This window comes from Leptospira langatensis (assembly GCF_004770615.1).
In the GTDB taxonomy this organism is placed as follows: Bacteria; Spirochaetota; Leptospiria; order Leptospirales; family Leptospiraceae; genus Leptospira_B; species Leptospira_B langatensis.
The window spans coordinates 269,000-289,133 of the sequence record NZ_RQER01000004.1 but is presented as its reverse complement, the minus strand read 5'-3'; the positions used below and the strand labels follow the sequence as shown (position 1 = coordinate 289,133).

Genomic DNA, 20,134 nt, shown 5'->3' with positions numbered 1-20,134 from the left:
GTACTAAGCGGCAGCGATGCGAAGTGTGAGGATCAGTCCCAGCTGTTTAAGAACTCTCGTCTATTCATTCGAGAGAAGCTGGGACCGAAGCGATAGCGTAGCACGGAGCAGCGCGACTCTCGCGAAGCGAGAGGGCCGCCCAAGCAAATTCAATTAAGCTAATTTAGGAGCGAAGACTTTTTCCATCTGCGCTTGAGGAATGGCTCCTACAACCTTCTCCGCGATCTGTCCTTGTTTGAAAAGAACGAGAGTAGGAATGGATTGCACTCCATATTGTTGAGCCAGTTCAGGTTTCTCGTCGATATTGATCTTAACGACGGTGACTTCCCCTTTATGAGCCTGAGCGAATTTCTCTAGCTCGGGAGCTACCATTTTACAAGGGCCACACCATTCTGCCCAAAAATCTACAAGGATCGGTTTATCGTGGTTGTTGAGTAGGTCGTTGAAGGAACCTGGTAATGTGTTTTCCATACAGAGATTAGACACATTCTAAATCGAAATGGACAATCCGTTTTTTTCTTTTTAACCTAAAAGATTCCGCAGGGCGCCTTCCAAGCTTGGGTATCTGAATTTATATCCTAGTTCCAGCAGTCTTTTTGGCACCACTCTTTGGCCGTGGGTTGCGACGATCGAGCCTTCGCCGAGAGCGAGTGAAAGTGCAAAAGAAGGCATGCGAGTGAATGCAGGACGTCCTAACGTTTTTCCTAATGTTTTACTGAACTGCTCGTTAGAAAGAGGCTCCGGAGATACTATATTGAAAGGTCCTTTTGCTTCTTCTTTGCGGAGAAGGAATAGGATCGCAGAGAGTTGGTCTTCGATATGTACCCAGGATAAGACTTGGTTGCCTGTGCCGATGGGACCGCCTGCGAATAATTTGAATGCGGGCAACATGGAAGAGAGTGCTCCTCCTTCTGTAGTGAGAACTACTCCTGTGCGAAGAAGAACCGTGCGAATACCGACCTTTTGGGCTTCGAGTGCTTCTTCTTCCCAATCTTTGCAAAGAACGCCTAACTCGTCTTCGGCGGGAGGGCTATCCTCATCAAAGGGAGGAGTAGCAGTTTCGAAGGAACCGTAGATCCCGATTGCGGAAGCGTTGAATAGGAATTTGGGTCCGAACTCTCCCATGGAAGTCAGTCGTCCCACCAAGTCTCTCGTAAAATCCACCCTGGAAGAACGGATCCTCTGTTTGTATTCTGGGGTCCAGCGAACTCCTGCGATCGGTTCTCCTGCGAGATTGATAATCCCTTCGACTCCTTCTAAGTCGGCGCGTGTGGGAAGAGTTCCGATCCGCACATCCCATTCGGAAATTCTTTGCAGGCGAGGAGGAAGCTTTCCGCTACGGCTGAAAATCCTGACTCTATGACCTTCCGCTTTCAAGCGGATCGCCAACATGGATCCGATTAGTCCCGTGCCGCCGGCAATTCCAATGAGCATAAGGCGAAGCTCCCCATAACTTGGTAGGAAGAATTAAAAACTTTTTGCCTAAATTCTTCTGGGGATCATGATTCGAAATCGGTTTCGATTCGACAAGAAGAAAGGAAATCCGAGTTGCTTCTTGCGTCGGAAATCGGAAGATGAAACGAGTGGATCCAATAAAATCGAACGCCGTTCCAAAGATCTTTGCCTTAATTTTCGTGGTCGGATTGGCAATTTGCAATTATTACCTGTATTCTTCTACGATCTCCAAGTTGGAGTCGTACAAATCCGAACCTCCTTTTTTACGTTTTGATTTCACGGACTCCTATCTGGAAGATAGATCCTCTCAGGCTCCGTATCTTGCGGACGGAAATCCAAAGACAGAATGGAGAAAATTAAGACCTTCTTCTCAAAAATCGGATTTCGATCTGGAGCTAAGACTTACGCATCGTTTGAAGGATGGAGTATATCGACCAACTCCTTGGAAAGAGATCCAAGTTAGCGCTTGTTCTACCAAGACCCCGAAACTAAAACTCAGGATCGTCTTGAGAGAAGCGATCAACGTAGATAAAGAATCCAGACTGCCTGACGATACGGATTACGAGACCAAGGTTTTGGATTTCTCCGGATCGGATACGGTCCATATTCCTCTGCATAGTAACTTTTCTTCTGTTCCTCAAAAGGATTATCCGAAAGGAATTAGCATCTGGGCAGTCCAAGGCAATTTCGATGAGATCGGAAAAGATGTCTGCCTGAAAGACATTCAGGTTTTGGAATAAACAAGTTGGTTCTTTATTTGATCAGCGACATTCAAATCAGATAAGGGTCCATTCCGAGCTTTTTTAGGGATTTGCTGAATTCCTGATCGAAGGTCACAATTTGCACTTCTAATATTCTGCTTGCTGCAGCTAAAACTGCGTCTCCGTAATCTTTGATACTTTTCGGCCACAAGGATAGAATTATATCCGGATAATAAGCTGGTTCAAAGGAGACTCCTGGGTTTGCTAAAAGATCCTGGATGAGTTGATTGATCTCCTTCTGCTCAACGGAATAGATACTTTTAAATACAAAAACTATCTCGGAGACGTTGTGGGAAGTTAATATAACTTCATATTCTAAGCGGGAAACTTTCTCCCAAAACGAGACCATTTTTTCATGTTGTTCTTGGTTCCTTCGATTTAAGAATGAAATGAAACAATTGGTATCTAAAATGAGTTTCATTTAGAGTATCTTTTAGCTCTTTCTTCCCAAGCTTTCTTAATATCCAATTTAATATCGGTCGATCCTTCGTTCAGAAAACCTTGGTATTTCAAAAAGGGTTTATTTGCGGATTCGATATGAATACCGTGCTCGTCGATAGACCATTCAATTACATCTTCCATAGAAAGTTTTAGGGAATCCCTGATTTCCTTTGGAATTGTAATTTGATACTTTGAAGTGATTTTGGATCGGAGCTTCATTTCCTTACGATAACAAAAAAAGTAAGGAGTTGTCAAGATGAAAATAGGGGCCTGCTTTCGTGCAAAAGCTTCGAGCTCCTTTGGATCTTATTGATTTTGTAAAATTGATTGGTGTTAGAAGAAAACTGGGGTGAACGACGGGGCTTGAACCCGCGACAGCCAGAACCACAATCTGGAGCTCTACCAACTGAGCTACGTCCACCATGTTTGGTGACCCGAGAGGGATTCGAACCCCCGACCCACTGCTTAGAAGGCAGTTGCTCTATCCAACTGAGCTACCGAGTCTTTTGTTTTGTAAAAGAGGGATTCGGGATGACAGGAGTTGAACCTGCGACCCTCTGTACCCAAAACAGATGCGCTACCACTGCGCTACATCCCGGATCGTAATCCATAATTTCGCAGAAGGGCGAGGTGTCAAGCTGCTTGTTACTTGCTTTGAGCGAGTTTTTTCAGATGTTCCAAAATAATATCTTCGGAAGGAGCTTTGACCAGGGCCTTTTCGAAAGCTCTTCTTGCTTCGTCCGTTTTGCCTAATCTGGAAAGAAGCACTCCGAAGGAATCCAAATAAGCCGCATTGTCCGGTTCAAGCTGGAGAGCCCGTTTTAGATTCTCCATTGCCATTTTGATCTCTTCCGGTTTGGGTTCTTTTCCTTCTAAGAGCAAGTAGGCCACCGAGTTCAGGCTGTTTTTATGGTCCGGTCTGAGTCTGAGTATCCTAAGATGGGTTTCGATCGCGGCCTTTGTGTTTCCAGATTTTTCCTGAGCGGAAGCCTTTAGGGATAATAATACGATATCGTCGACTGCAAGCTTTAATCTTTCGTCTGTCTTTTCGATCGCAAGCTTGTAGTTTCCGGTCTTGATCATGGAATAGATCATCATCCGGAATGCGTTATCCCTTTCGGAGAATTTAGGAAAGGCTTCCATCAATTCTTCCAGGACGGAAACGCATTTCTTGTGGTTTCCTGTTCTGGAACAACATATTGCAAAATTGTAAAGTAGTTCCGGATCCTTTCCTGTTTCGGCCATCTCTCTGTCTATGAGGGTGATCGCGAAAGTATAGTTTTCCTTTAGGATCTCGGTGAAGATCCTTCTTTTGGCAGGAATTTTTCTTGGGGTCTTCTTCTCCGTCATTTTGATCTTGCGTGGATCCTTTTCTTGAACTCTTCCAGTTCCGATCTCTCGGTTTGGTCCAAGCTAAGAGGTGTAATGGGTACTTTACCTTTGAAGAAGATATCGAAATCGGTCCCTTCTTCTTGTATATGTCCTAGATCGGATCCTCCTAAGAAGAATTCGGAGATCCCTCCGATGATCGGTTTGGACTCATAGGTATCCACATAGGTTCTCTTGCCAAGTCTGGCTACTTCGACAGAAGAAAGCGAGGCCTCGAATTTTTCGGGGATATTGATATTGTATACGATGCCAGACAGAAAGTTCTCTGTCCAGGCTCGGAGTATTTCCCGTACGAGCTCCGCTTCTTTTATATAATCGTAACTCTTATCCCAATTCCCGGAACTCACAGCTAGACAGCGTCGATTGTGGATGGCTCCATGTCTCGCAGCACCCACTGTGCCGGAATAGTGAACGTCGTGGCCCATATTCACTCCACGATTGATACCGGAGAGTACCAGGTCGATCTTAGGAAAGATATTTCCATGAAGCCCTATGTTCACGCAATCCACCGGGTAACCATCTACGATATAATGGTTCTCATTCACCTTCTCTACTCTCAAAGAATCGTGAATGCTAAGAGCCATGGAAGTTGCAGAGCGTTCCTTTAGAGGTGCGATTAAGAATGTATTATGCTCTTTTCCCAGAACTTTTTCTAAGGCAAGAATTCCATTCGAGGAAATTCCGTCGTCGTTCGTGATCAGGATGTTCATGCGAGAGTTCTTTTGTGATTTCTCCTATTGAAAAGCCGGTGTAAACGAGGAAATGATAGCAAAGTACATGCTTAAGGGAAGAAAGAAAGTGATTAGAAAGGTAGTTAAATTGATCACTAAGGAATCCCTGAATTTCAGATCGTAGATATAGGAAGTCCCACGCACCATTACCGTGATAAAGAATCCGTAATGGATCGTATACAAAGTGACGATCCCGAAGCTTCCCTTTAATCCGAATTGAGAGAGTAGGATCCCCCAGGCCCCGGCAGTGAGGAATAAGGAAAGGGAGAAGCGCACGAAATGCAGAAATATGGCAGCGTTCCCTTTTCTTCCTCTACTCTGCGCATAACCGTCAGTGATGAACGCGACTGCATACGGAAGAAGAAGGAAGAAGATCAAGTGAGCGATCGCCGCAGTGATCAATTGTCCTACGCTTCGGTTCGTAAAAGGAGGGGAAATGAAAACATAACCGGCTCCCGCACTCAATGAGGAGAGGAATAGGATAAAGGTCCAAACCGATCTAAGAGGATTGGTTCCCCATGAGGAGATCACATTCTCCGCACGAAAGGGTTCGAACAAGACCGCATCAAGTAAGTCTATGAATCTAAAAAATAATTCTTTTAGCACAATCTTACCAAGCCATTGCCTGTGGATATAGAACGAGAACTGGAGATCTTTTCAGCTCTTGCAGGATCGCTTTTTCTCCGCCGAATACACTGCCGGACTTAGCTTGCAGCAATTGAAAGAATTTATCCCAAGGATTCGCTTCTTCTTCGTAGAGTGGAAGGGTTCCCTCGTAGTTGCAGAGCTTGGAGAGTTCTGCTAATGCTTCTCTTCTTCCGCCTATATCGTCTACTAGCTTGTTCCGGAATGCGTCTTGGCCTGAATATACTCTTCCTTCTGCCAAGGCTTCTACAAACTTAACGGTCTGGTTCCTTCCTTTGGCTACGTCTTCGACGAATTCTTCGTATGTGTCGGAGAGCATTTTCTGGATCATCGTATCTTCTTCAGGTGTATTGTCCCGGAAGAGAGAGAGTGAGTCCTTGTATTTTCCTTCCTTGAAAGTGCGGACCTTGACACCGTAGCGATCCAAAAGGCCTTTGATATTCGGAGCGATTGCGATCACTCCGATGGAGCCTGTGAGTGTTCCGCCTAACGCGTAGATCTTATCCGCTGCGGAAGCTATATAATATCCTCCGGAAGCGGCGATGTCCTTCATGGAGACTACGACCTTCTTATTCTTTTCTTTGCGGAGATACATGATCTCTTTATAGATCTCTTGAGAAGCGCCTACGGAGCCGCCCGGTGAGTTGATCTCTATCAGGACTCCCACGATATTCGAATCGTCTTCGACGGCTCTCAGTTGGTGTAGTATGGTTTGCGCTCCGGCGGACTCATAGCTGGAAGATCCGGAGTGGATCTCTCCTTCTATCTTGATGAGAGTGGCTCCCAGTCGATCCGTTCCGAATCCGGAGCTACCGTCTACTCTGGTTAGCTTGGAAGGAGAGGCGCTGGAGGCCAGGTTAATGAGTCCCACGAGTAAGGAAAGGATGGTTACTACAAAGGTAACGGCTAAGGCGATTCGATTTCGATCCACAAATAAATAGGATCTTGGTACCGGTTCGTTGTCAATGAAATAGCTGAGGGCATTCGTTTAAGTTAGGAAGTGTGCTCGGTCTGTTCGAGGCTGTATACGGCTTTTAGTTCTTCTGTCCGTTTCACTTGACTGGGAGGATAAGAATAATTGTTTATCAAATACAAAGATATTGGAGTGGAAAATTGTTAAAAACAATCCTTAGTTTTTTGGCCCTTGCGTTATTTGCGGTGAACTGTGCTAGTTTCGGAAAAGTAAACATCGTGCGAGACGATTTCAAGAATTCTCATATTGTTTCTATGAAGTTACAGCAACAGACTTCCGAAGGTGTGAGTACGCCATTCGGGGAGGCTTCTTGGGCTCATTATTACGCTGTTTTCGATTTTTCTAGAGAGATTGGAGCGGATAATAAGGCGATCCCTAGCATAGTGAGATTTAATATTCATGTGGAAACAGAAGATAGCTCTCTAGAAAAGACCGGTTTCATTAAGATTGGCGATAAAACGAATCCTTTGATCATAGCAAATGCAAACAGTCAAATGGTGACAAGTTTCTCGTCGACTACGACTACTACCTCGTCTACATCTCCTGGGTTTTCATCCAGCAGCTCGAACAATGCGAGTACCGGTCATAAAAGTGCATTTGTGGATTTTACGAAGACAAATAATAGTATTCACTCTTCCCAAACGAAGACCCAGACCGCTTCTCATACTCATAAGGAACTTACCGGTACCTTTCTCTTAAAAAAAGAAGATGAACAGGCTATTCTTGGAACGAACCAATTTACTATTCGAGTATACAGCGGTTCCAAGCCTCTTACCTTCCAATTCGATGAGGAGAATATCGGGTACATCAAAAACTTCCTAGTCGCAAAACCAGGCGACGAGAGCAGATAACTCCTTTCTGGTCCTAAAACAAGCGTTGTTATCCGAAATGGAGGATAACGGCGTTTGTTAATTTCTTGCCGAATTCTTCGTCTCAATGCCTCAATAGAAGAAAACAGAGGCTATATGGATTTTACGATTCGACCGATTGCGACTGTTGCAAACTCACGCAAGGAAACAGAAGACGATTATTGGGCCGAGATAGTCTCCGAGATCCGATTGGAGGAGGATATCCCAACCGAGAGTTTGGATGGGATCGAATCATTCTCCCATTTAGAGATTGTATATATTTTTCATAAGGCGATAGACAAGCCTGTTGTCCTAGGCAGCGAACATCCGAGAGAAAATAAGAAATGGCCGAGGGTCGGGATCTTTGCCCAACGAAAGAAGGACCGTCCAAACCATTTAGGTGTTACCATCGTAGAACTGTTGAGAAGAGATGGAAGAAACCTTCTCGTAAAATATCTGGATGCGATCGATGGAACTCCCGTGGTGGATATCAAGCCTGTGATGCGAGAATTCCTTCCTATGTCTTCTGTGGTCCAACCGGATTGGTCGAGTGAGTTGATGATAAATTATTGGGAATAGAGCAAGATATTTCCTTCGAATTGGATTGACTGGGCTGGAGAGCCTCTTAGTTTTCTCGCTCATGAATTTCATGACTCGGAAGAAATTCCTAAAAGTAAGTATCGCCTCCGGCCTTGTTCTAACCGTTCCGCAGTTTTTACAGTACTGCTCTGGTGCCGAAACTAGAAAGGACTATGAGAGACCCGATCCTCTCGATCCAATTCTTCTTTCCGGACCGGCAAGTCCGATCTTAAAAGCGATCCGCATCGGGATCTCTGCTCCCAATCCGCATAATATCCAACCTTGGAAATTCAAGATACTAAACGACGAGTCCGCTCTTTTGTATGTAGACGAGACCCGTTTACTGAAGGAAACAGATCCTCCTTTTCGGCAAGTGCATATCGGCCAGGGTACTTTTTTAGAAGTGCTGAGCCTAGGAGCGACTCGCTTAGGTTATAAGGCGGAGATATCCCTTTTTCCGGAAGGAAAATATACGACTAAGGATATCGGAAAGAAACCGATCGCAAAGATCATATTAAGAAAACAGGATGCGATCGTGACGGAACCGATCTCCGGATTTATTTCGGAAAGAGCCACTAAGAGATCGATTTACGAGGGAGAGGATCTGACCGAGCAGGACTTCTCCGCCATACGTAAGGATGCAAATATTCGATACTCGGAACTTGGTTTTATTCCCAAGTCCCAATCGGAAGTTTTAAGAAAGCAAGTGATCTCAGCGATGGAAGTGGAGACCTACACCTATCCTAAATACGAGGAATCCCGTATCTGGTTCAGATACAACGATTCGGAGATGGAAAAGTTTAAGGATGGGATCTCCATGAGAGGTTTTGGGGTATCCGGTCTCAGGAATTTAGTTGCCAGGAACTTCTTTCTAACCCCCGGAAAGGAAACCTGGCATTCGGATGCAAATAAGAAATCAGGGATGGACATATTCGCTTCTCAAGTAGAAAGTTCGAAAGGATTTGCGTTTATCAAGACTGCTAAGAACGAACCTTTGGATTGGGTACAGGCGGGAAGGGACTATGCTCGATTGCATCTCTCCGTAACTAAGAATGGATTTGCGATGCACCCGTTGAGCCAGATCTTGCAAGAATTTCCGGAGATGAACGAGTTAAGGACTAAATTTGAATCTTCTTTGAAGCCCGGAGAAAAGATCCAGATGCTTGTTCGTTTGGGAAGAAGCGACTATCGTTTCTTTAGTCCAAGAAGAGACGTAGAAGACTTTATTCTGCGCTAAGGATTTGCATTGAAGATCCAGATCAAAAGAGTATATGAGGCTCCGAGTCCCAAAGACGGAAAGAGGATCCTAGTCGATCGACTCTGGCCGAGGGGGATCAGTAAGGAGGCTGGAAAGATCGACCTTTGGTTAAAGGAAATCTCTCCGAGCAACGAACTCAGAAAATGGTACGGTCACGATCCGGAACATTGGGCAGAATTCAAAGCCAGGTATTTTAAGGAATTGAGATCGAATCCGGAAGGAGTAGAAAAGCTAAAGGCTTCCTTGGACCAATCGGTGATTACGTTTTTATATTCTGCTAAAAATACGGAATATAATAATGCGGTCGCTCTCCGGGAATTCCTGTCCGCTTAGTTTGCGTTTGACTCCTTCTTTCTTTTCTTGTGGAATGAAAAATACAGAACATGAATGTATTAAGGAAGATCTTATTTTGGTTGGGAGTTTTCTCTTTCTTGTTGGTTCCTTTTTGCATCCAATTAGCGGATGCAGGGACTTGCCTGCAAGAAGATGATTCTATTTTCGTACTGTTTACTCAGGTGGCGTTTGCGAGTGCGATCTTTTCGTTTTTTCTGACTTCTTACGGTTTGCCTTCGACCGGACTCGTGTCCTTAGTCTTCGCTTTCTTGCCGTTTTTGATCTCCGTCTATTATTATGTGGCGTATGTCCCGATCTATTTCGTATATTCCACAATCCAAAATTTACATCTTTGCGCTGTGGTTCACTCGGACCTGACTCTCTACTCGTCGGCACATGCTCCGATCCTTGCCATCCCCGCGAATTTTTTCTCTAGGACCTATGCCGTTCTGATGCTTTTGCCGGTGATTTGCACGTTCTTCCCGGCGTATCGGATCTGGAAATTAGGGTCTTTTTCGAGGCAAAATCACAAAAATTAAGCCCGGAATCCTAGGTTTTTCTTCGTCAAACACTGATAACACTAAGCTTCTATTGGAGAAGATAATGAATCGAAATCCCTTATGGGTATCCCTAGCATTCTTGCTAGTTTCCAGTGCAGTCTTTGCTCAAACTCCTACCGGTTCCAATCAGCCTAAGAGCTCAGCTCCCAAGGCAGAGACTTCCAGAACTCAGCCTGCGTCTTCTGCGGATCGCGCAGAAAGAGAGTCTTCTTCCGAAAAACCGGACATGTACATTAACTCCCAGTCTTCTTTCGATTTTAATTCTAAGGACGAAGGTTCTTCGGTGGATTATATCGAATACAAGATCGGCTCCGGAGATTATACTAAATATGTATCCGCAATTACTCTCGTAAAAGAAGGTCTTACTAAGATCACCTATCGTGCTGTCGATAAGGCGGGGAATAAGGAACCGGAGAAGCATCTGAACGTGCTCGTGGACAATACTCCTCCTTCTACCAAGATCACTCCAAGTTCTGCGTTGATCGTGCATGAGAACACGAACTATGCAACTAAGACTGTGACTTATGTCATCACTGCTCAGGATAATTTGGCCGGAGTACAAGATATTAAGATTTCTTTAAATGGTTCCGAGCCAAGAGTTTATGACGGAAAGCCGATCCAGCTGGAGAAAGCCGGCGTGAACACCATTAAGTTTTCCGCATTGGACAAATCCGGGAACGTCTCTACGGATTCCGTATTGGCAGTGACTGTGGACCAAGAAAAACCTTTGGTCGAGCTTTTTGGTTCCGCCCTAGTCACCGTAAAAGATAAGATTTATGTAAAGAACGGGAACTCTTTCACGATTAAGGCTTCCGATACCCTGTCCGGGATTAAACAAATCTTTTTTAAGGTTGACGCATCTGAGTGGAAGCCTTATACAGAACCGGTTTCGGTAGAAGCACAAGGAAATCATACGATAGAAGCTAAGTCTGTTGATTCGGTAGGAAATGAAAGCGATGTGAAAAGGATCGCATTCATCGTGGATACTACTCCTCCTGAAACTAAGATCCAGAAAGTGGACAACAAACCGGCTCCTGCTACCCCAGCAGCTAAGCCTGCTTCTTCCGCCCCGTCTTCAACTCCAACTAATTCAGAAAACTAATATTCCCATCAGGATCCGTCTCTAACGGGCGGATCCTGATCCTCTTTTCTTAATGCAGGTCGGCCTTCTTAATTTTACAAGAAGACGCAGCAAGGTATCTTTCTGTGTAATTATATAAACGGCATATCAGAAGTAATAAGATTACTTCTCTTGGAGTTCCGTTCCGGCCTTTTGCCAGTCAGGACGAAGTGCGTTTACTTTGATCTTAAACTCGGATCGATTCCCGACCAGATCGGAAGCATATACGGTTACCGTATGAGCGCCGACAGGGAAACCGATCGGAGTTTGATAAGCGGTGAGAGGCCCGTTTCCTATCTTATATTCCAATTTAGACAATCCGGAACCGGTGGCTGGATCCTCGCATCGAACGGAGATAAGCCCATTCTCTTTCAGATAGTAGATGCCGTCTTCTCTTAGCTTTCCCTCGGTAGGAGCAAAAACGCAGGTAGGAGCTCTTGCATCTAAAAGCAAGGGAAGTTCCGATTGAATAGAATTCCCTGCTTTATCGTTCGCTTCCCAGCGTAGAATGGAAAGTCCGTCTATTCCTGCGGAAGAAATGGTGATCGGCTTCTTTGCTTCCTCTCCGGAGCGAGAAACATTTTCTTCTGCGCCGCTTCCGTCTCTGGAATATAGGGAAACGGAGATCTCCTCCATACCCGAGCCTTCCTCCGTGATCTGCAGAGTAAGTTCCGCACCGGATTTGATCTCGTACAGACCGGAAGGTCCCTTCTTCTGGCCCACCAAACGAACTAAAGGCGGAGTAGTATCCTTCAGATACCTTGTCTTTTTAGGGGTTTCCTTGTTTCCCAAAATATCTTCGGAATAGAATTCAACTTCGTTCCAGCCTTCGTTGATAAGAGAAATGGATCCGTCATATTTTTGCCAGTCTCCACCGTTGACCCTATAGTAAGTGGTTACCGGGATCTGCTTTGTAGGAGTTCCTGCGGAAGAAGTATTCGAATTTGAGACTGCAGGCATGTTCGGATCTCCCAAAGAGATCCGCAATTCTTCGGAAGCAGCGACCACACTAGAAGGTCTTTCTACTTTAACCTTTGGAGCCGCCGCAAACTTTGCTTCCAAGGAAATTACAGGAGAAGAGACTCCTCTGACACCTTCCGCATTGAGTCCGACGACTCGAACAAAGTATTTAGAATCCTGAGAATGGAATTCGTACCGGGTATTTTTGGTTTTATAAGAATGGTGAACGCTCGTGAATTCTTTGTCTTCACAGAGCTCCACAATGTATTCCACTGCTCCGGCACTTGCCTTCCAACGAAGGCTGATCCTTTGTTGCTGAGAATAGATCCCTTCTGCAAGCAGGAAGGAAAATAGGAATGGAATTAAAAATAATAATTTTCTAATATACTGGCGGTTCTGGATCACTCTAACTCCACCTTCTCGGGAAGTTTTTCCGGTTTAGAAGGAGCCTGCCCTCTGACCACATTCGTTCCGAATCCTGCCGGGACTGCTACAGTCTTTCCTTCTGCGGAGACTTCTAGTTCTCCCTTATAGCATCCTACTGCAGTAGTGTCCGGATCGACCATGTTCACGTACAATTCCGTTCCGCGAACTCCCACAACTGCTGTCGGAGTGACTACTGTAAATTTGCGGATCTCGTCTCCCGCTTTCTTAGGAGGGACTTTTGCTTCTAGATAACCGGACTTAAGTTCCAGAATGCTTCCGTCCTTGTTCATCTTAAAGTTGCTCATAGAGTCCGCATTCATTTTCAGGATGCGGGTCAAAGTTTTCTCTCTTAACTCTACGACGGTACCGTTTTTATTAAAGAGAAGTTTAGAAGACGAATTCGCTCCAGTTTGTATCCAGTCTTCCGTATTCAAGATCTGGTCCTTGGAGAGTTTGTTCCAGGAAGCGGGAAGGCCGTTCGGAGCGAAATCCCTGGAATACTGGACCTGTCCCTTTTGGAAATCGGCAATCGCCACTGGTCCCGAATTCGGTTCTATTCTTTCTCCTGTTGCGGAGATAGTGTCCTTTCTTAAGAATCCAGGAATGAAAAGAGTCGTGCCTTCACGTATCAAGGAAGGGTTTGGGATCTCATTATATTTTAGTAATTCTTTCCAGTTTCTAGGATCTTGCAGGAATTCTTTGGCGATCTTTGAGAGTGTATCGTTCTTTTTTACCTTATACTCGAATACGTCTTCATGGACTCCTTTCTTAGGTTCTGCCAATAAGCCGATCATGGATACGGAGAGAAGAAGTATCAAAAGGACATTCGCTAGGCGGAACGAAAAAACGGAAAACTTAGGTTTTTGAGAAAACATGGAAATAACCTGGAGAAACTATAGTACTACCCATTATTAGATGAGAATTTGGGCGGAATTCTAACAGTAAATTTCGGATACGCACAAAATACAATGTTTAGGCGAAAAAGGGAAGCGAAGAATTTCTTTCTTTAGAACAATTTACTTCTATGATCTTTTTCGGTAAGATTCCGTGGGTCCTTGTCATTTTTGTAATCTTCGGATCCTCTTGTTTTCCGGATATGGTCCGCAAGAAGAAGATGGAGAATGATTGGTTCAAAATTGAAAAGATCTCCTTTCTTTCGGAAAACAAACAATTGAAATTGAGCCTGGCCGGCACAATCAAAAATCCTTCCTTGGAAAGTCTGGAAGTGTATGAGATCCCGGAAGATTCCTCCGAACAATTTTTATGGAAGAAGGAAAAGCCTCTTCCTATGGGAACACTCTCTCTTAAGGAAAGGATCCCTTCTTCTGCTCAAAATATGGACTGGATCCGTAAGATCGGTACTACCAGGAAATGGATCCTTATTACATTAAAAAATGATAATGGGCTTCCCACTCACTTGCAAGCGGAAGTCTTGGTCCACGAATCCGAGAAAAAGAAACTCAGAAAGGATTTTTCATTGGAAGCGGAAGGCGAGGTCATTCGTTTGGATGGCAGAGAGTGGAAGATTGCCTCCGAAGTGAATACAAACGAACAGGCTTTATTGCAGTATGTTCCTAAAGCCGAGTCGGTCCTCTATTGGAATGAAATGGTCACCATTCATGTATATAAGGTACGATCTTCCTCTGTTTCTCAGATCTATTCGCTTCTGGAGTCCGGAAAGAAGAAGGATTGTCCTAATCTGAATTGGTCCAAAGACCAAGAATCGGAAAATCGGATCGCTTATTCGTGGGAGAATTCCTCCTGTACTAAGCAGACTTTGAATTCCCAAGTCGCCAAGCTTTTTAGAGGGGAATACGGGATCTATAACGTCAGATACGATCGCAAGGGAAGGATGTCCGATCAGGACAAATCTCATTGGTCGGATGTACTGGATAAGATCCCTGGTAAATAAAAACAATCTGATTCCCAAATCGGAAAGGTCTTGGATCTTGGCAAACATGCAGAGGATTTTCCTATCACTTATTCTTTTCGGCTTCTTCTTATCTTGTTCCAAGTCGGAGATCGGTGGGGATAAGGACAAGGAAGTCTTGGAGTTGGTGAGAAAATTCACAAATTCTAAAATAGAAAAATTTTATATAAGATCTACAGAAGCCTCTCCGGACGGAGAAGAGGTCTTGGTCCCTTCTCCCGGGATCAGCGTTCGAATGAAAGAAGATGAGGCACTGGATCTTCTGGGAAAACTCAGACCCAAGCTAGAAGAATGGAAATATACGATCTTTCTTACGGGCTACGAAGCGGAGTTCGAGGGCGGGAATTATAACGCCTTTTATAGAGCTGTGATCGTTTATAAACAAGACAAATACGAACTTCTGAGAAAGATCGGGACTGCCGCACCCAAATATAATATCGATACGGAAAGTATAGAGAAGAAGTTCAGACAATGGGAAGAAAAATATTCTTCCATGAGATTCGTGATCATTGATTCGGATTCGATCAGTGCCTTACTCGTAGATCCGCCTAAAGATGTAAAGAGACTCGCTAAAGAAGCGTACGATTTCTGTCCGGATGCTGTGGAGCAAAACCTAGGTTCTCTGGAAGAAATGGAGAAAATGATACTAGAGGATCATCTTTTGCCTTTATGGTGGGATTAATACTTCTTCTTACCAACTAAAATTTCCTAAAAAATCCCGTTGACCGATCTCTGAGAATGGTCTATATATGCAAATACACATGTGTAATTACATATATGTATTTGCACTAAAATTCTTCTCATGGAGAAACGAATGGAATCTACTCTTATTAAACCGGAGCTTTCCCCTTATAATTTTACGCGGATCCGCTTTCAGGACTGCGATCCTTTCGGGCATTTGAATAATTCCCGATACATGGATTATTTCATCGAGGCCAGATCGGAGCACTTGAGAGAGAGCGCCAGCTTTGACTTTTACGAATATGGGAATCGATACGGCAAATCCTGGGTGGTATCCAGGACCCAGATCCAGTATTTGGAACCGGTACGACATAACGATATCGTCAAGATCATGACACGTTTGAGCCGCCTGACTCCGGGAGGTATTAGCAATGAGGCCCTTCTATTCGATAAGGAGGGCACCCGATTGAAGGCAGTTGCCTGGGTGGATTTTACGTTTGTGGATCTAGCCAAGGGAAGACCTGCCCGTCACGATCAAGAAATATTCTCCTTTCTAGAATCCTGTTTGTATAAGGAGGAAGATATGGAAGATACTTCCTTCGAAGCCAGGGTAAAACAGTTGCGAAAACAAGTCGGAGAAGGAAAATACTCTGGAGAACGAATTGGATCTCATTAGATAAATGTCCAAGAAAGCGCAAAATACTACCGCTCGTAGATCGGAAAGATTTCCGAGCAAGGAAGACATGACTAGCGCAGGTTTGAATTGTGTGAATTTTAACCTGCGAAGAGCTTCTCGCGCAGTGACTCAGTTTTACGATAGGGAATTGGAGCAAGCGGGACTAACGTCTCAACGTTTCAGTTTGCTGCACACCTTGGGAGCCTCCGATGGTTTGGAACTTTCCGTTCTTGCTGACCTCCTGGTTATGGACAGGACCACTCTCTTGCGAAACCTTTCTCCATTAGAAGAGCTTGGATATGTTTCCGATATTCCTTCCGATACAAAGAGAGCCAGAAAGGTAGCTTTGACGGACAAGGGCCTCGAAGCTCTTCGGATCGCATACCCGATCTGGGAAAAAGCCCAAGACGCCGTGATCAGTGCAATGGGCGAAGACGATCTAAAGCGTCTATTGAAACGATTGAATTCCATCGTTCGTAAAAGAAATTTCAAAGAATTCTCCAAAGAGAATCCATCTTAATTCGTAACCGAATGAATCGATCCTATTATCCAATGCTCCTTCTGCCCGTTATTGTGTTCGGAGCATATTATTACTTTTCTGCGAGATGTCTAGAGGGAAATTGTAGAGAAGGTTACGGAATTAGATCTCTTCCAGGTTCGTATCGTTACGAAGGTAATTTTGAAAATGGACTCGCTCACGGAAAAGGGAAACTTCTGCTTGAAAGCGGAGAATCTTATGATGGAACTTGGGTAAAGGGAAACAAGGAAGGAACAGGGATCAATCTGTATCCGGACGGAAGCTCGTACGAAGGAACTTGGAAAGCAAATAAGAGAGACGGTAAGGGAATCTTAAAGGCTTCCGACGGTTCGATTATATTCAAGGGAAAATGGAAGGCAGACAAGGAAGTCTACGAATGAACAAGGGAAAGGCATGAGTTTTTTCAAAGAGGTGGTCCTGCAAAAAGGATCCGTTCGACATGCTGGACTAGGCATTCGGATCTATGCGCAGCTCCTGGATTTCTTGGTCCTCTGTCCGGTTTTTATTCCTTACGGATTTGTAATATACTATCATGATAAGACGGTATATCAATTGCTTCCTTTTTATACTGCCTTACATTCCCTTTTATACGTAGGTTATAGATTTATACTGCATGCGAAGTTCGGTCGCACCCTTGGCAAGAACTGGGCGGGTATCTTGGTGGTGGACTGCGATTACCAGGATCTGGGCTGGGTTAAATCCTTCTTACGTTGTTTGCCGGAGCTATTATTGTCCGCTGTTACGATCACTAAGGCAAGTTTCGATTCTATGATATTCATGCAGCATAGTGCGGAAATGACCGGTTTGACCTGGGCAGGTGTGAATCGCATTCTCCAGAAGGCAAATCCTCTCGAGGACTTTGCGGTTTGGGATTCGGTCGTATACTACGGGCTTTCCGCCTTACTGATCTTGTTCTCTCATCAGAAGAGGGCATTGCACGATATGGTTTCCGGGGCCAGGGTAGTTTGGTTCGAAAGCCAGTCCAACGATAAGTCAAGATCTTGACTCTTGTTTTACCGGTGTTATACTCTTATACATGCGGATCTTCGACTCTCATTTCCATATTATAGATCCTAGGTTCCCTCTCGTCCCAAACCATGGTTTCTTGCCGGAGTCTTTTACTGTATCCGATTATCGTAAGCATACTAATTGGCTTTCCGTTACCGCCGGAGCAGTCGTATCCGGTTCCTTTCAAGCATTTGATCAAACCTATTTGTTGGATGCCCTAACTACATTAGGAAAAAATTATGTAGGGGTTACCCAACTTCCCGTATACACTAGGGACGAGGAGATTCTCGCTTTAGATAAGGCAGGAGTGAGAGCCGTTCGTTTTAATGTGAGAAGGGGAGGCTCGGAAGAGCTTTCTCGGATCAAGGAAATAGGAGCCAAGGTATTCGATCTGGCGGGTTGGCATGTTGAATTATATATTGATGCAAAGGAAATAGATGAGTTCTTAGAAGGAGTTCTCCTTTCCTTGCCTAAGGTTTCTGTAGATCATCTAGGTTTGTCTAAGGAAGGATTTCCCACTATCTTAAGGCTTGCTGAGAAGGGGGTGAGAATCAAGGCAACCGGTTTTGGTAGAACAAATTTAGAGATCTCCGATTCTCTATTGGAAATCGCAAAAAGGAATCCGGACTCCCTTCTTTTCGGAACAGATCTGCCTTCTACGAGATCTCCTTCTCCTTTCTCGAAAGAGGATCTGGACATAGTCTTGGATACCTTTGACGGAGAGTTATTGCAAAAAATCTTATATAGCAACGCTCTGGAATTTTACGGATTAAGTGTAAAAATCTAGCTTGCCCCTTGGTAATTACTGCTTAGAGTTCGCGGAATGTCTCCCTTATTCCAACCTCTTAAAAAATATTTGGAAACGCAACAATCCAAGATGGCTAACATCGTTCCGAATCGAAAAAAAGTCCTAGACTCTTTTTCCGACGCGATCCTTCAATCTTTCGAGACAAGGCAAAAGGCGAATCTTTTATTCGTCTGCACTCAGAATTCGAGAAGGAGCCAGATCTCTCAGGCATTCGCCGCAGCCATTCCTCAGTATTTTGATCTTCCCGGGATCAAATCGTTTTCCGGTGGGACTACGATCAGTGAATTCCATCCGAATGCGATCCAAGCTCTAGAGACTTGCGGTTTTAGGCTCGAGAACCAAGGGCCTCCTCGCAATCCAAAATACTCCATCCGTTGGGCCGATGGTACTCCTGCCCTTCTTGCGTTCTCTAAAAAATTCCAAGACCAACCGAACCCGACCTCGGAATTCGTTGTGATTTTGGTATGCTCCCAAGCAGACGAATCCTGTCCTTATGTTTCGGGAGCGGAGGCTCGGATCTCTTTGCCTTTCGAAGATCCTAAGTCTGCGGACGACTCTGAAAATCCTTTAGCAAGATATTTGCAGACGTGCGATCAAATTGCTTCCGAACTTCTGTATACATTCCAAGAAGTGAAACGGAAACTTTGAGATTCTTTTGATTCTTCTAGGAATTCCTAGATTTATCGTTTGCCACTTCCTTTCTTTCTGTAGAACTAATATTTATGACGATCCGTAATAAAGAAGATCTGGAAGCGTTACAAAAGATAGGTAGGATCACTGCTGACACTTTGGTCCAAATGAGAGAAGCTGCTAAGCCAGGGATCAGCACGAAGGAATTAGATCATATCGCGCATTCTTATTTTTCCAAGTTCGGGGCAAGAAGCGCTCCGCAACTCATGTATCAATTCCCCGGATACACTTGTATTAGTTTGAACACGGAGATCGCTCATGGGATCCCAAGTGACAGGATCTTGAAAGAAGGCGACCTTCTGAATTTGGATGTTTCTTTGGAATTGAACGGATACTTTGCGGACACGGGTTTTACTCTGATCGTTGGAAAAGATCATAAAGGTCTAAGTAAACTCTTAGATGTTTCTTCCGAGGCTTTAAAGCTCGCTCTTGCTAACGTGAAAACCGGACAAAGATTGAATTCGATCGGCAGGACCATCGAGAATACCGCGAAGAAGAACGGGTTTAAGGTGATCCGAACCTTATGCGGACATGGAGTAGGCAAGTCCCTCCACGAAGAACCATTCGATATTTGTAATTATTACGAACCCAGGGACAAACGGATCTTAAGATCGGGACAGGTAATCGCAGTGGAAACATTTGTTTCGACAGGAGCGGAAGGTTTTGTAGAAGGATCGGACGGATGGACCTTGACGACTCCCGACGGTTCTTATACCGCTCAGTTCGAACATTCCGTGGTTGTCACAGAATTCGGACCCATCATTCTAACGGCGGCATAAAAGCAAAGATGATCCATATAATTTTAAACACGCTTCCTATTTTGATTTTCATTCTGGTATTCTTCTATTCTCTTTGGGATCGTAAGAAGAAGGAATCTTTCTCTGAATTTCATTTTCATACCTTCCTGCCTGCGATCTTAAAAGGTAAATTCGAGCCTACTTGGAATTTCGATCAGGCAGGCAAACTCTTGGAGCAAGCCGGCTATAAGATCCAGATCAAGGAAGATAAACTTTTATTCCAGAATGCGTCTACTCTGCCCAAATACAGGAACTGGCTCTGGTCGTACGGAGTTGCAAAGAAGTCAGAGAATGGAATTCGATTCAAATTGTATGTGAATACGGGAGCTGCGATCACAGTTCCTGCTACTTTGCTGGTTGTAGGGTTTTACGGTTTGCTCGTGCAGACTAGTCTGCCTCCGGAAAGAGTATCGATCGCCCCGTACTTTTTTTTGGGATTTGCATTCTTCTTCGCGATCTCCAGTTTTATCTCTCAAACGTTCAAAGAGAGAAAATCCATTCGGAACGTACTCGAAAAGAATTAAAAA

Annotated in this window: 27 protein-coding genes and 3 tRNA genes; 17 read left to right on the top strand and 13 right to left on the bottom strand. The window is 44.5% G+C overall.

Annotated features, from left to right (window positions below; translation table 11 throughout):
• Nucleotides 1–153: 153 nt before the first annotated feature.
• On the bottom strand, nt 154–471 hold the full coding sequence (trxA, locus tag EHO57_RS05585; protein WP_135646125.1) for a thioredoxin: 318 nt from the start codon (nt 469–471) through the stop codon (nt 154–156).
• A gap of 51 nt (nt 472–522) precedes the next feature.
• On the bottom strand, nt 523–1,434 hold the full coding sequence (locus EHO57_RS05580) for a TIGR01777 family oxidoreductase (RefSeq protein WP_135646126.1): 912 nt from the start codon (nt 1,432–1,434) through the stop codon (nt 523–525).
• A 140-nt stretch (nt 1,435–1,574) separates the two neighbouring features.
• Here EHO57_RS05580 and EHO57_RS05575 point away from each other — a divergent pair, with 140 nt between their 5' ends.
• Entirely contained in the window at nt 1,575–2,195 is a 621-nt protein-coding gene (locus tag EHO57_RS05575; protein WP_210410047.1) for a hypothetical protein, read from the top strand.
• Nucleotides 2,196–2,226: 31 nt separating this feature from the next.
• On the opposite strand, the gene EHO57_RS05570 is transcribed toward EHO57_RS05575, so the two are convergent.
• From EHO57_RS05570 to sppA, 9 genes are all read right to left on the bottom strand, one after another.
• A complete protein-coding gene (locus EHO57_RS05570; protein WP_135646127.1) occupies nt 2,227–2,637 on the bottom strand; it encodes a type II toxin-antitoxin system VapC family toxin in 411 nt (136 codons plus the stop codon).
• On the bottom strand, nt 2,634–2,876 hold the full coding sequence (locus tag EHO57_RS05565) for an AbrB/MazE/SpoVT family DNA-binding domain-containing protein (protein WP_135646128.1): 243 nt from the start codon (nt 2,874–2,876) through the stop codon (nt 2,634–2,636). The genes EHO57_RS05570 and EHO57_RS05565 overlap by 4 nt, the downstream gene beginning before the upstream one ends.
• Nucleotides 2,877–3,002: 126 nt before the next feature.
• A tRNA-His gene (locus tag EHO57_RS05560) sits at nt 3,003–3,078 on the bottom strand.
• A gap of 6 nt (nt 3,079–3,084) precedes the next feature.
• Nucleotides 3,085–3,161 (bottom strand) — tRNA-Arg (locus EHO57_RS05555).
• Between the two features lie 22 nt (nt 3,162–3,183).
• A tRNA-Pro gene (locus EHO57_RS05550) sits at nt 3,184–3,255 on the bottom strand.
• Nucleotides 3,256–3,302: 47 nt separating this feature from the next.
• Nucleotides 3,303–4,007 (bottom strand): tetratricopeptide repeat protein, encoded by a 705-nt coding sequence (locus EHO57_RS05545; protein WP_135646129.1) that lies wholly within the window; start codon nt 4,005–4,007, stop codon nt 3,303–3,305.
• A complete protein-coding gene (gene surE, locus EHO57_RS05540) occupies nt 4,004–4,756 on the bottom strand; it encodes a 5'/3'-nucleotidase SurE (protein ID WP_135646130.1) in 753 nt (250 codons plus the stop codon). Before surE ends, EHO57_RS05545 begins: the two co-directional genes overlap by 4 nt.
• Before the next feature lie 24 nt (nt 4,757–4,780).
• Nucleotides 4,781–5,383: a hypothetical protein gene (locus EHO57_RS05535; protein ID WP_135646131.1), complete on the bottom strand. Its 603-nt coding sequence runs from the start codon at nt 5,381–5,383 to the stop codon at nt 4,781–4,783.
• Nucleotides 5,384–5,387: 4 nt separating this feature from the next.
• On the bottom strand, nt 5,388–6,353 hold the full coding sequence (sppA, locus tag EHO57_RS05530; protein ID WP_135646132.1) for a signal peptide peptidase SppA: 966 nt from the start codon (nt 6,351–6,353) through the stop codon (nt 5,388–5,390).
• A gap of 182 nt (nt 6,354–6,535) precedes the next feature.
• On the opposite strand from sppA, the gene EHO57_RS05525 reads away from it, so the two are divergent.
• The 6 genes from EHO57_RS05525 (at nt 6,536) to ompL47 (ending at nt 11,075) form a co-directional block, all read left to right on the top strand.
• On the top strand, nt 6,536–7,246 hold the full coding sequence (locus EHO57_RS05525) for a hypothetical protein (RefSeq protein WP_135646133.1): 711 nt from the start codon (nt 6,536–6,538) through the stop codon (nt 7,244–7,246).
• A 114-nt stretch (nt 7,247–7,360) separates the two neighbouring features.
• Nucleotides 7,361–7,822 carry an SAM-dependent methyltransferase gene (locus tag EHO57_RS05520; RefSeq protein ID WP_135646134.1) on the top strand — a complete coding sequence of 154 codons (462 nt, stop codon included), beginning with the start codon at nt 7,361–7,363 and terminating at the stop codon, nt 7,820–7,822.
• Between the two features lie 70 nt (nt 7,823–7,892).
• Nucleotides 7,893–9,059 (top strand): Acg family FMN-binding oxidoreductase, encoded by a 1,167-nt coding sequence (locus tag EHO57_RS05515; protein WP_246050543.1) that lies wholly within the window; start codon nt 7,893–7,895, stop codon nt 9,057–9,059.
• Nucleotides 9,060–9,068: 9 nt separating this feature from the next.
• Nucleotides 9,069–9,413: a DUF488 domain-containing protein gene (locus EHO57_RS05510; RefSeq protein ID WP_135646135.1), complete on the top strand. Its 345-nt coding sequence runs from the start codon at nt 9,069–9,071 to the stop codon at nt 9,411–9,413.
• A gap of 50 nt (nt 9,414–9,463) precedes the next feature.
• Nucleotides 9,464–9,952, top strand: a complete 489-nt coding sequence (locus tag EHO57_RS05505; protein WP_135646136.1) for a hypothetical protein — start codon at nt 9,464–9,466, stop codon at nt 9,950–9,952.
• Nucleotides 9,953–10,016: 64 nt separating this feature from the next.
• The gene (ompL47, locus tag EHO57_RS05500) at nt 10,017–11,075 is read left to right on the top strand and encodes a multi-beta-barrel domain surface protein OmpL47 (RefSeq protein WP_135646137.1); all 1,059 of its coding nucleotides are present in this window, start codon (nt 10,017–10,019) and stop codon (nt 11,073–11,075) included.
• A 141-nt stretch (nt 11,076–11,216) separates the two neighbouring features.
• Here ompL47 and EHO57_RS05495 read toward each other — a convergent pair whose 3' ends face one another.
• Nucleotides 11,217–12,458 carry a hypothetical protein gene (locus EHO57_RS05495; RefSeq protein WP_135646138.1) on the bottom strand — a complete coding sequence of 414 codons (1,242 nt, stop codon included), beginning with the start codon at nt 12,456–12,458 and terminating at the stop codon, nt 11,217–11,219.
• Entirely contained in the window at nt 12,455–13,354 is a 900-nt protein-coding gene (locus EHO57_RS05490; RefSeq protein ID WP_135646139.1) for a FecR family protein, read from the bottom strand. Before EHO57_RS05490 ends, EHO57_RS05495 begins: the two co-directional genes overlap by 4 nt.
• Before the next feature lie 221 nt (nt 13,355–13,575).
• Here EHO57_RS05490 and EHO57_RS05485 point away from each other — a divergent pair, with 221 nt between their 5' ends.
• The 10 genes from EHO57_RS05485 (at nt 13,576) to EHO57_RS05440 (ending at nt 20,131) form a co-directional block, all read left to right on the top strand.
• Entirely contained in the window at nt 13,576–14,391 is an 816-nt protein-coding gene (locus EHO57_RS05485; protein WP_246050541.1) for a hypothetical protein, read from the top strand.
• Nucleotides 14,392–14,437: 46 nt separating this feature from the next.
• Complete coding sequence (locus EHO57_RS05480) at nt 14,438–15,091, top strand: DUF4253 domain-containing protein (protein WP_167882294.1); 654 nt, start codon at nt 14,438–14,440, stop codon at nt 15,089–15,091.
• 132 nt (nt 15,092–15,223) lie between these two features.
• The gene (locus EHO57_RS05475) at nt 15,224–15,766 is read left to right on the top strand and encodes an acyl-CoA thioesterase (RefSeq protein ID WP_135646142.1); all 543 of its coding nucleotides are present in this window, start codon (nt 15,224–15,226) and stop codon (nt 15,764–15,766) included.
• A 4-nt stretch (nt 15,767–15,770) separates the two neighbouring features.
• Nucleotides 15,771–16,286, top strand: coding sequence for a MarR family winged helix-turn-helix transcriptional regulator (locus EHO57_RS05470; RefSeq protein WP_135646143.1), 516 nt, complete (start codon nt 15,771–15,773; stop codon nt 16,284–16,286).
• An 11-nt stretch (nt 16,287–16,297) separates the two neighbouring features.
• The gene (locus tag EHO57_RS05465) at nt 16,298–16,684 is read left to right on the top strand and encodes an MORN repeat-containing protein (RefSeq protein ID WP_135646144.1); all 387 of its coding nucleotides are present in this window, start codon (nt 16,298–16,300) and stop codon (nt 16,682–16,684) included.
• 13 nt (nt 16,685–16,697) lie between these two features.
• Nucleotides 16,698–17,309 carry an RDD family protein gene (locus EHO57_RS05460; protein ID WP_135646145.1) on the top strand — a complete coding sequence of 204 codons (612 nt, stop codon included), beginning with the start codon at nt 16,698–16,700 and terminating at the stop codon, nt 17,307–17,309.
• Nucleotides 17,310–17,340: 31 nt separating this feature from the next.
• Nucleotides 17,341–18,099, top strand: a complete 759-nt coding sequence (locus tag EHO57_RS05455) for an amidohydrolase family protein (RefSeq protein WP_135646146.1) — start codon at nt 17,341–17,343, stop codon at nt 18,097–18,099.
• A 36-nt stretch (nt 18,100–18,135) separates the two neighbouring features.
• A complete protein-coding gene (locus EHO57_RS05450) occupies nt 18,136–18,768 on the top strand; it encodes an arsenate reductase/protein-tyrosine-phosphatase family protein (RefSeq protein ID WP_135646147.1) in 633 nt (210 codons plus the stop codon).
• 74 nt (nt 18,769–18,842) lie between these two features.
• A complete protein-coding gene (gene map, locus EHO57_RS05445; RefSeq protein ID WP_135646148.1) occupies nt 18,843–19,589 on the top strand; it encodes a type I methionyl aminopeptidase in 747 nt (248 codons plus the stop codon).
• An 8-nt stretch (nt 19,590–19,597) separates the two neighbouring features.
• The gene (locus EHO57_RS05440) at nt 19,598–20,131 is read left to right on the top strand and encodes a hypothetical protein (RefSeq protein WP_135646149.1); all 534 of its coding nucleotides are present in this window, start codon (nt 19,598–19,600) and stop codon (nt 20,129–20,131) included.
• Nucleotides 20,132–20,134: the final 3 nt, after the last annotated feature.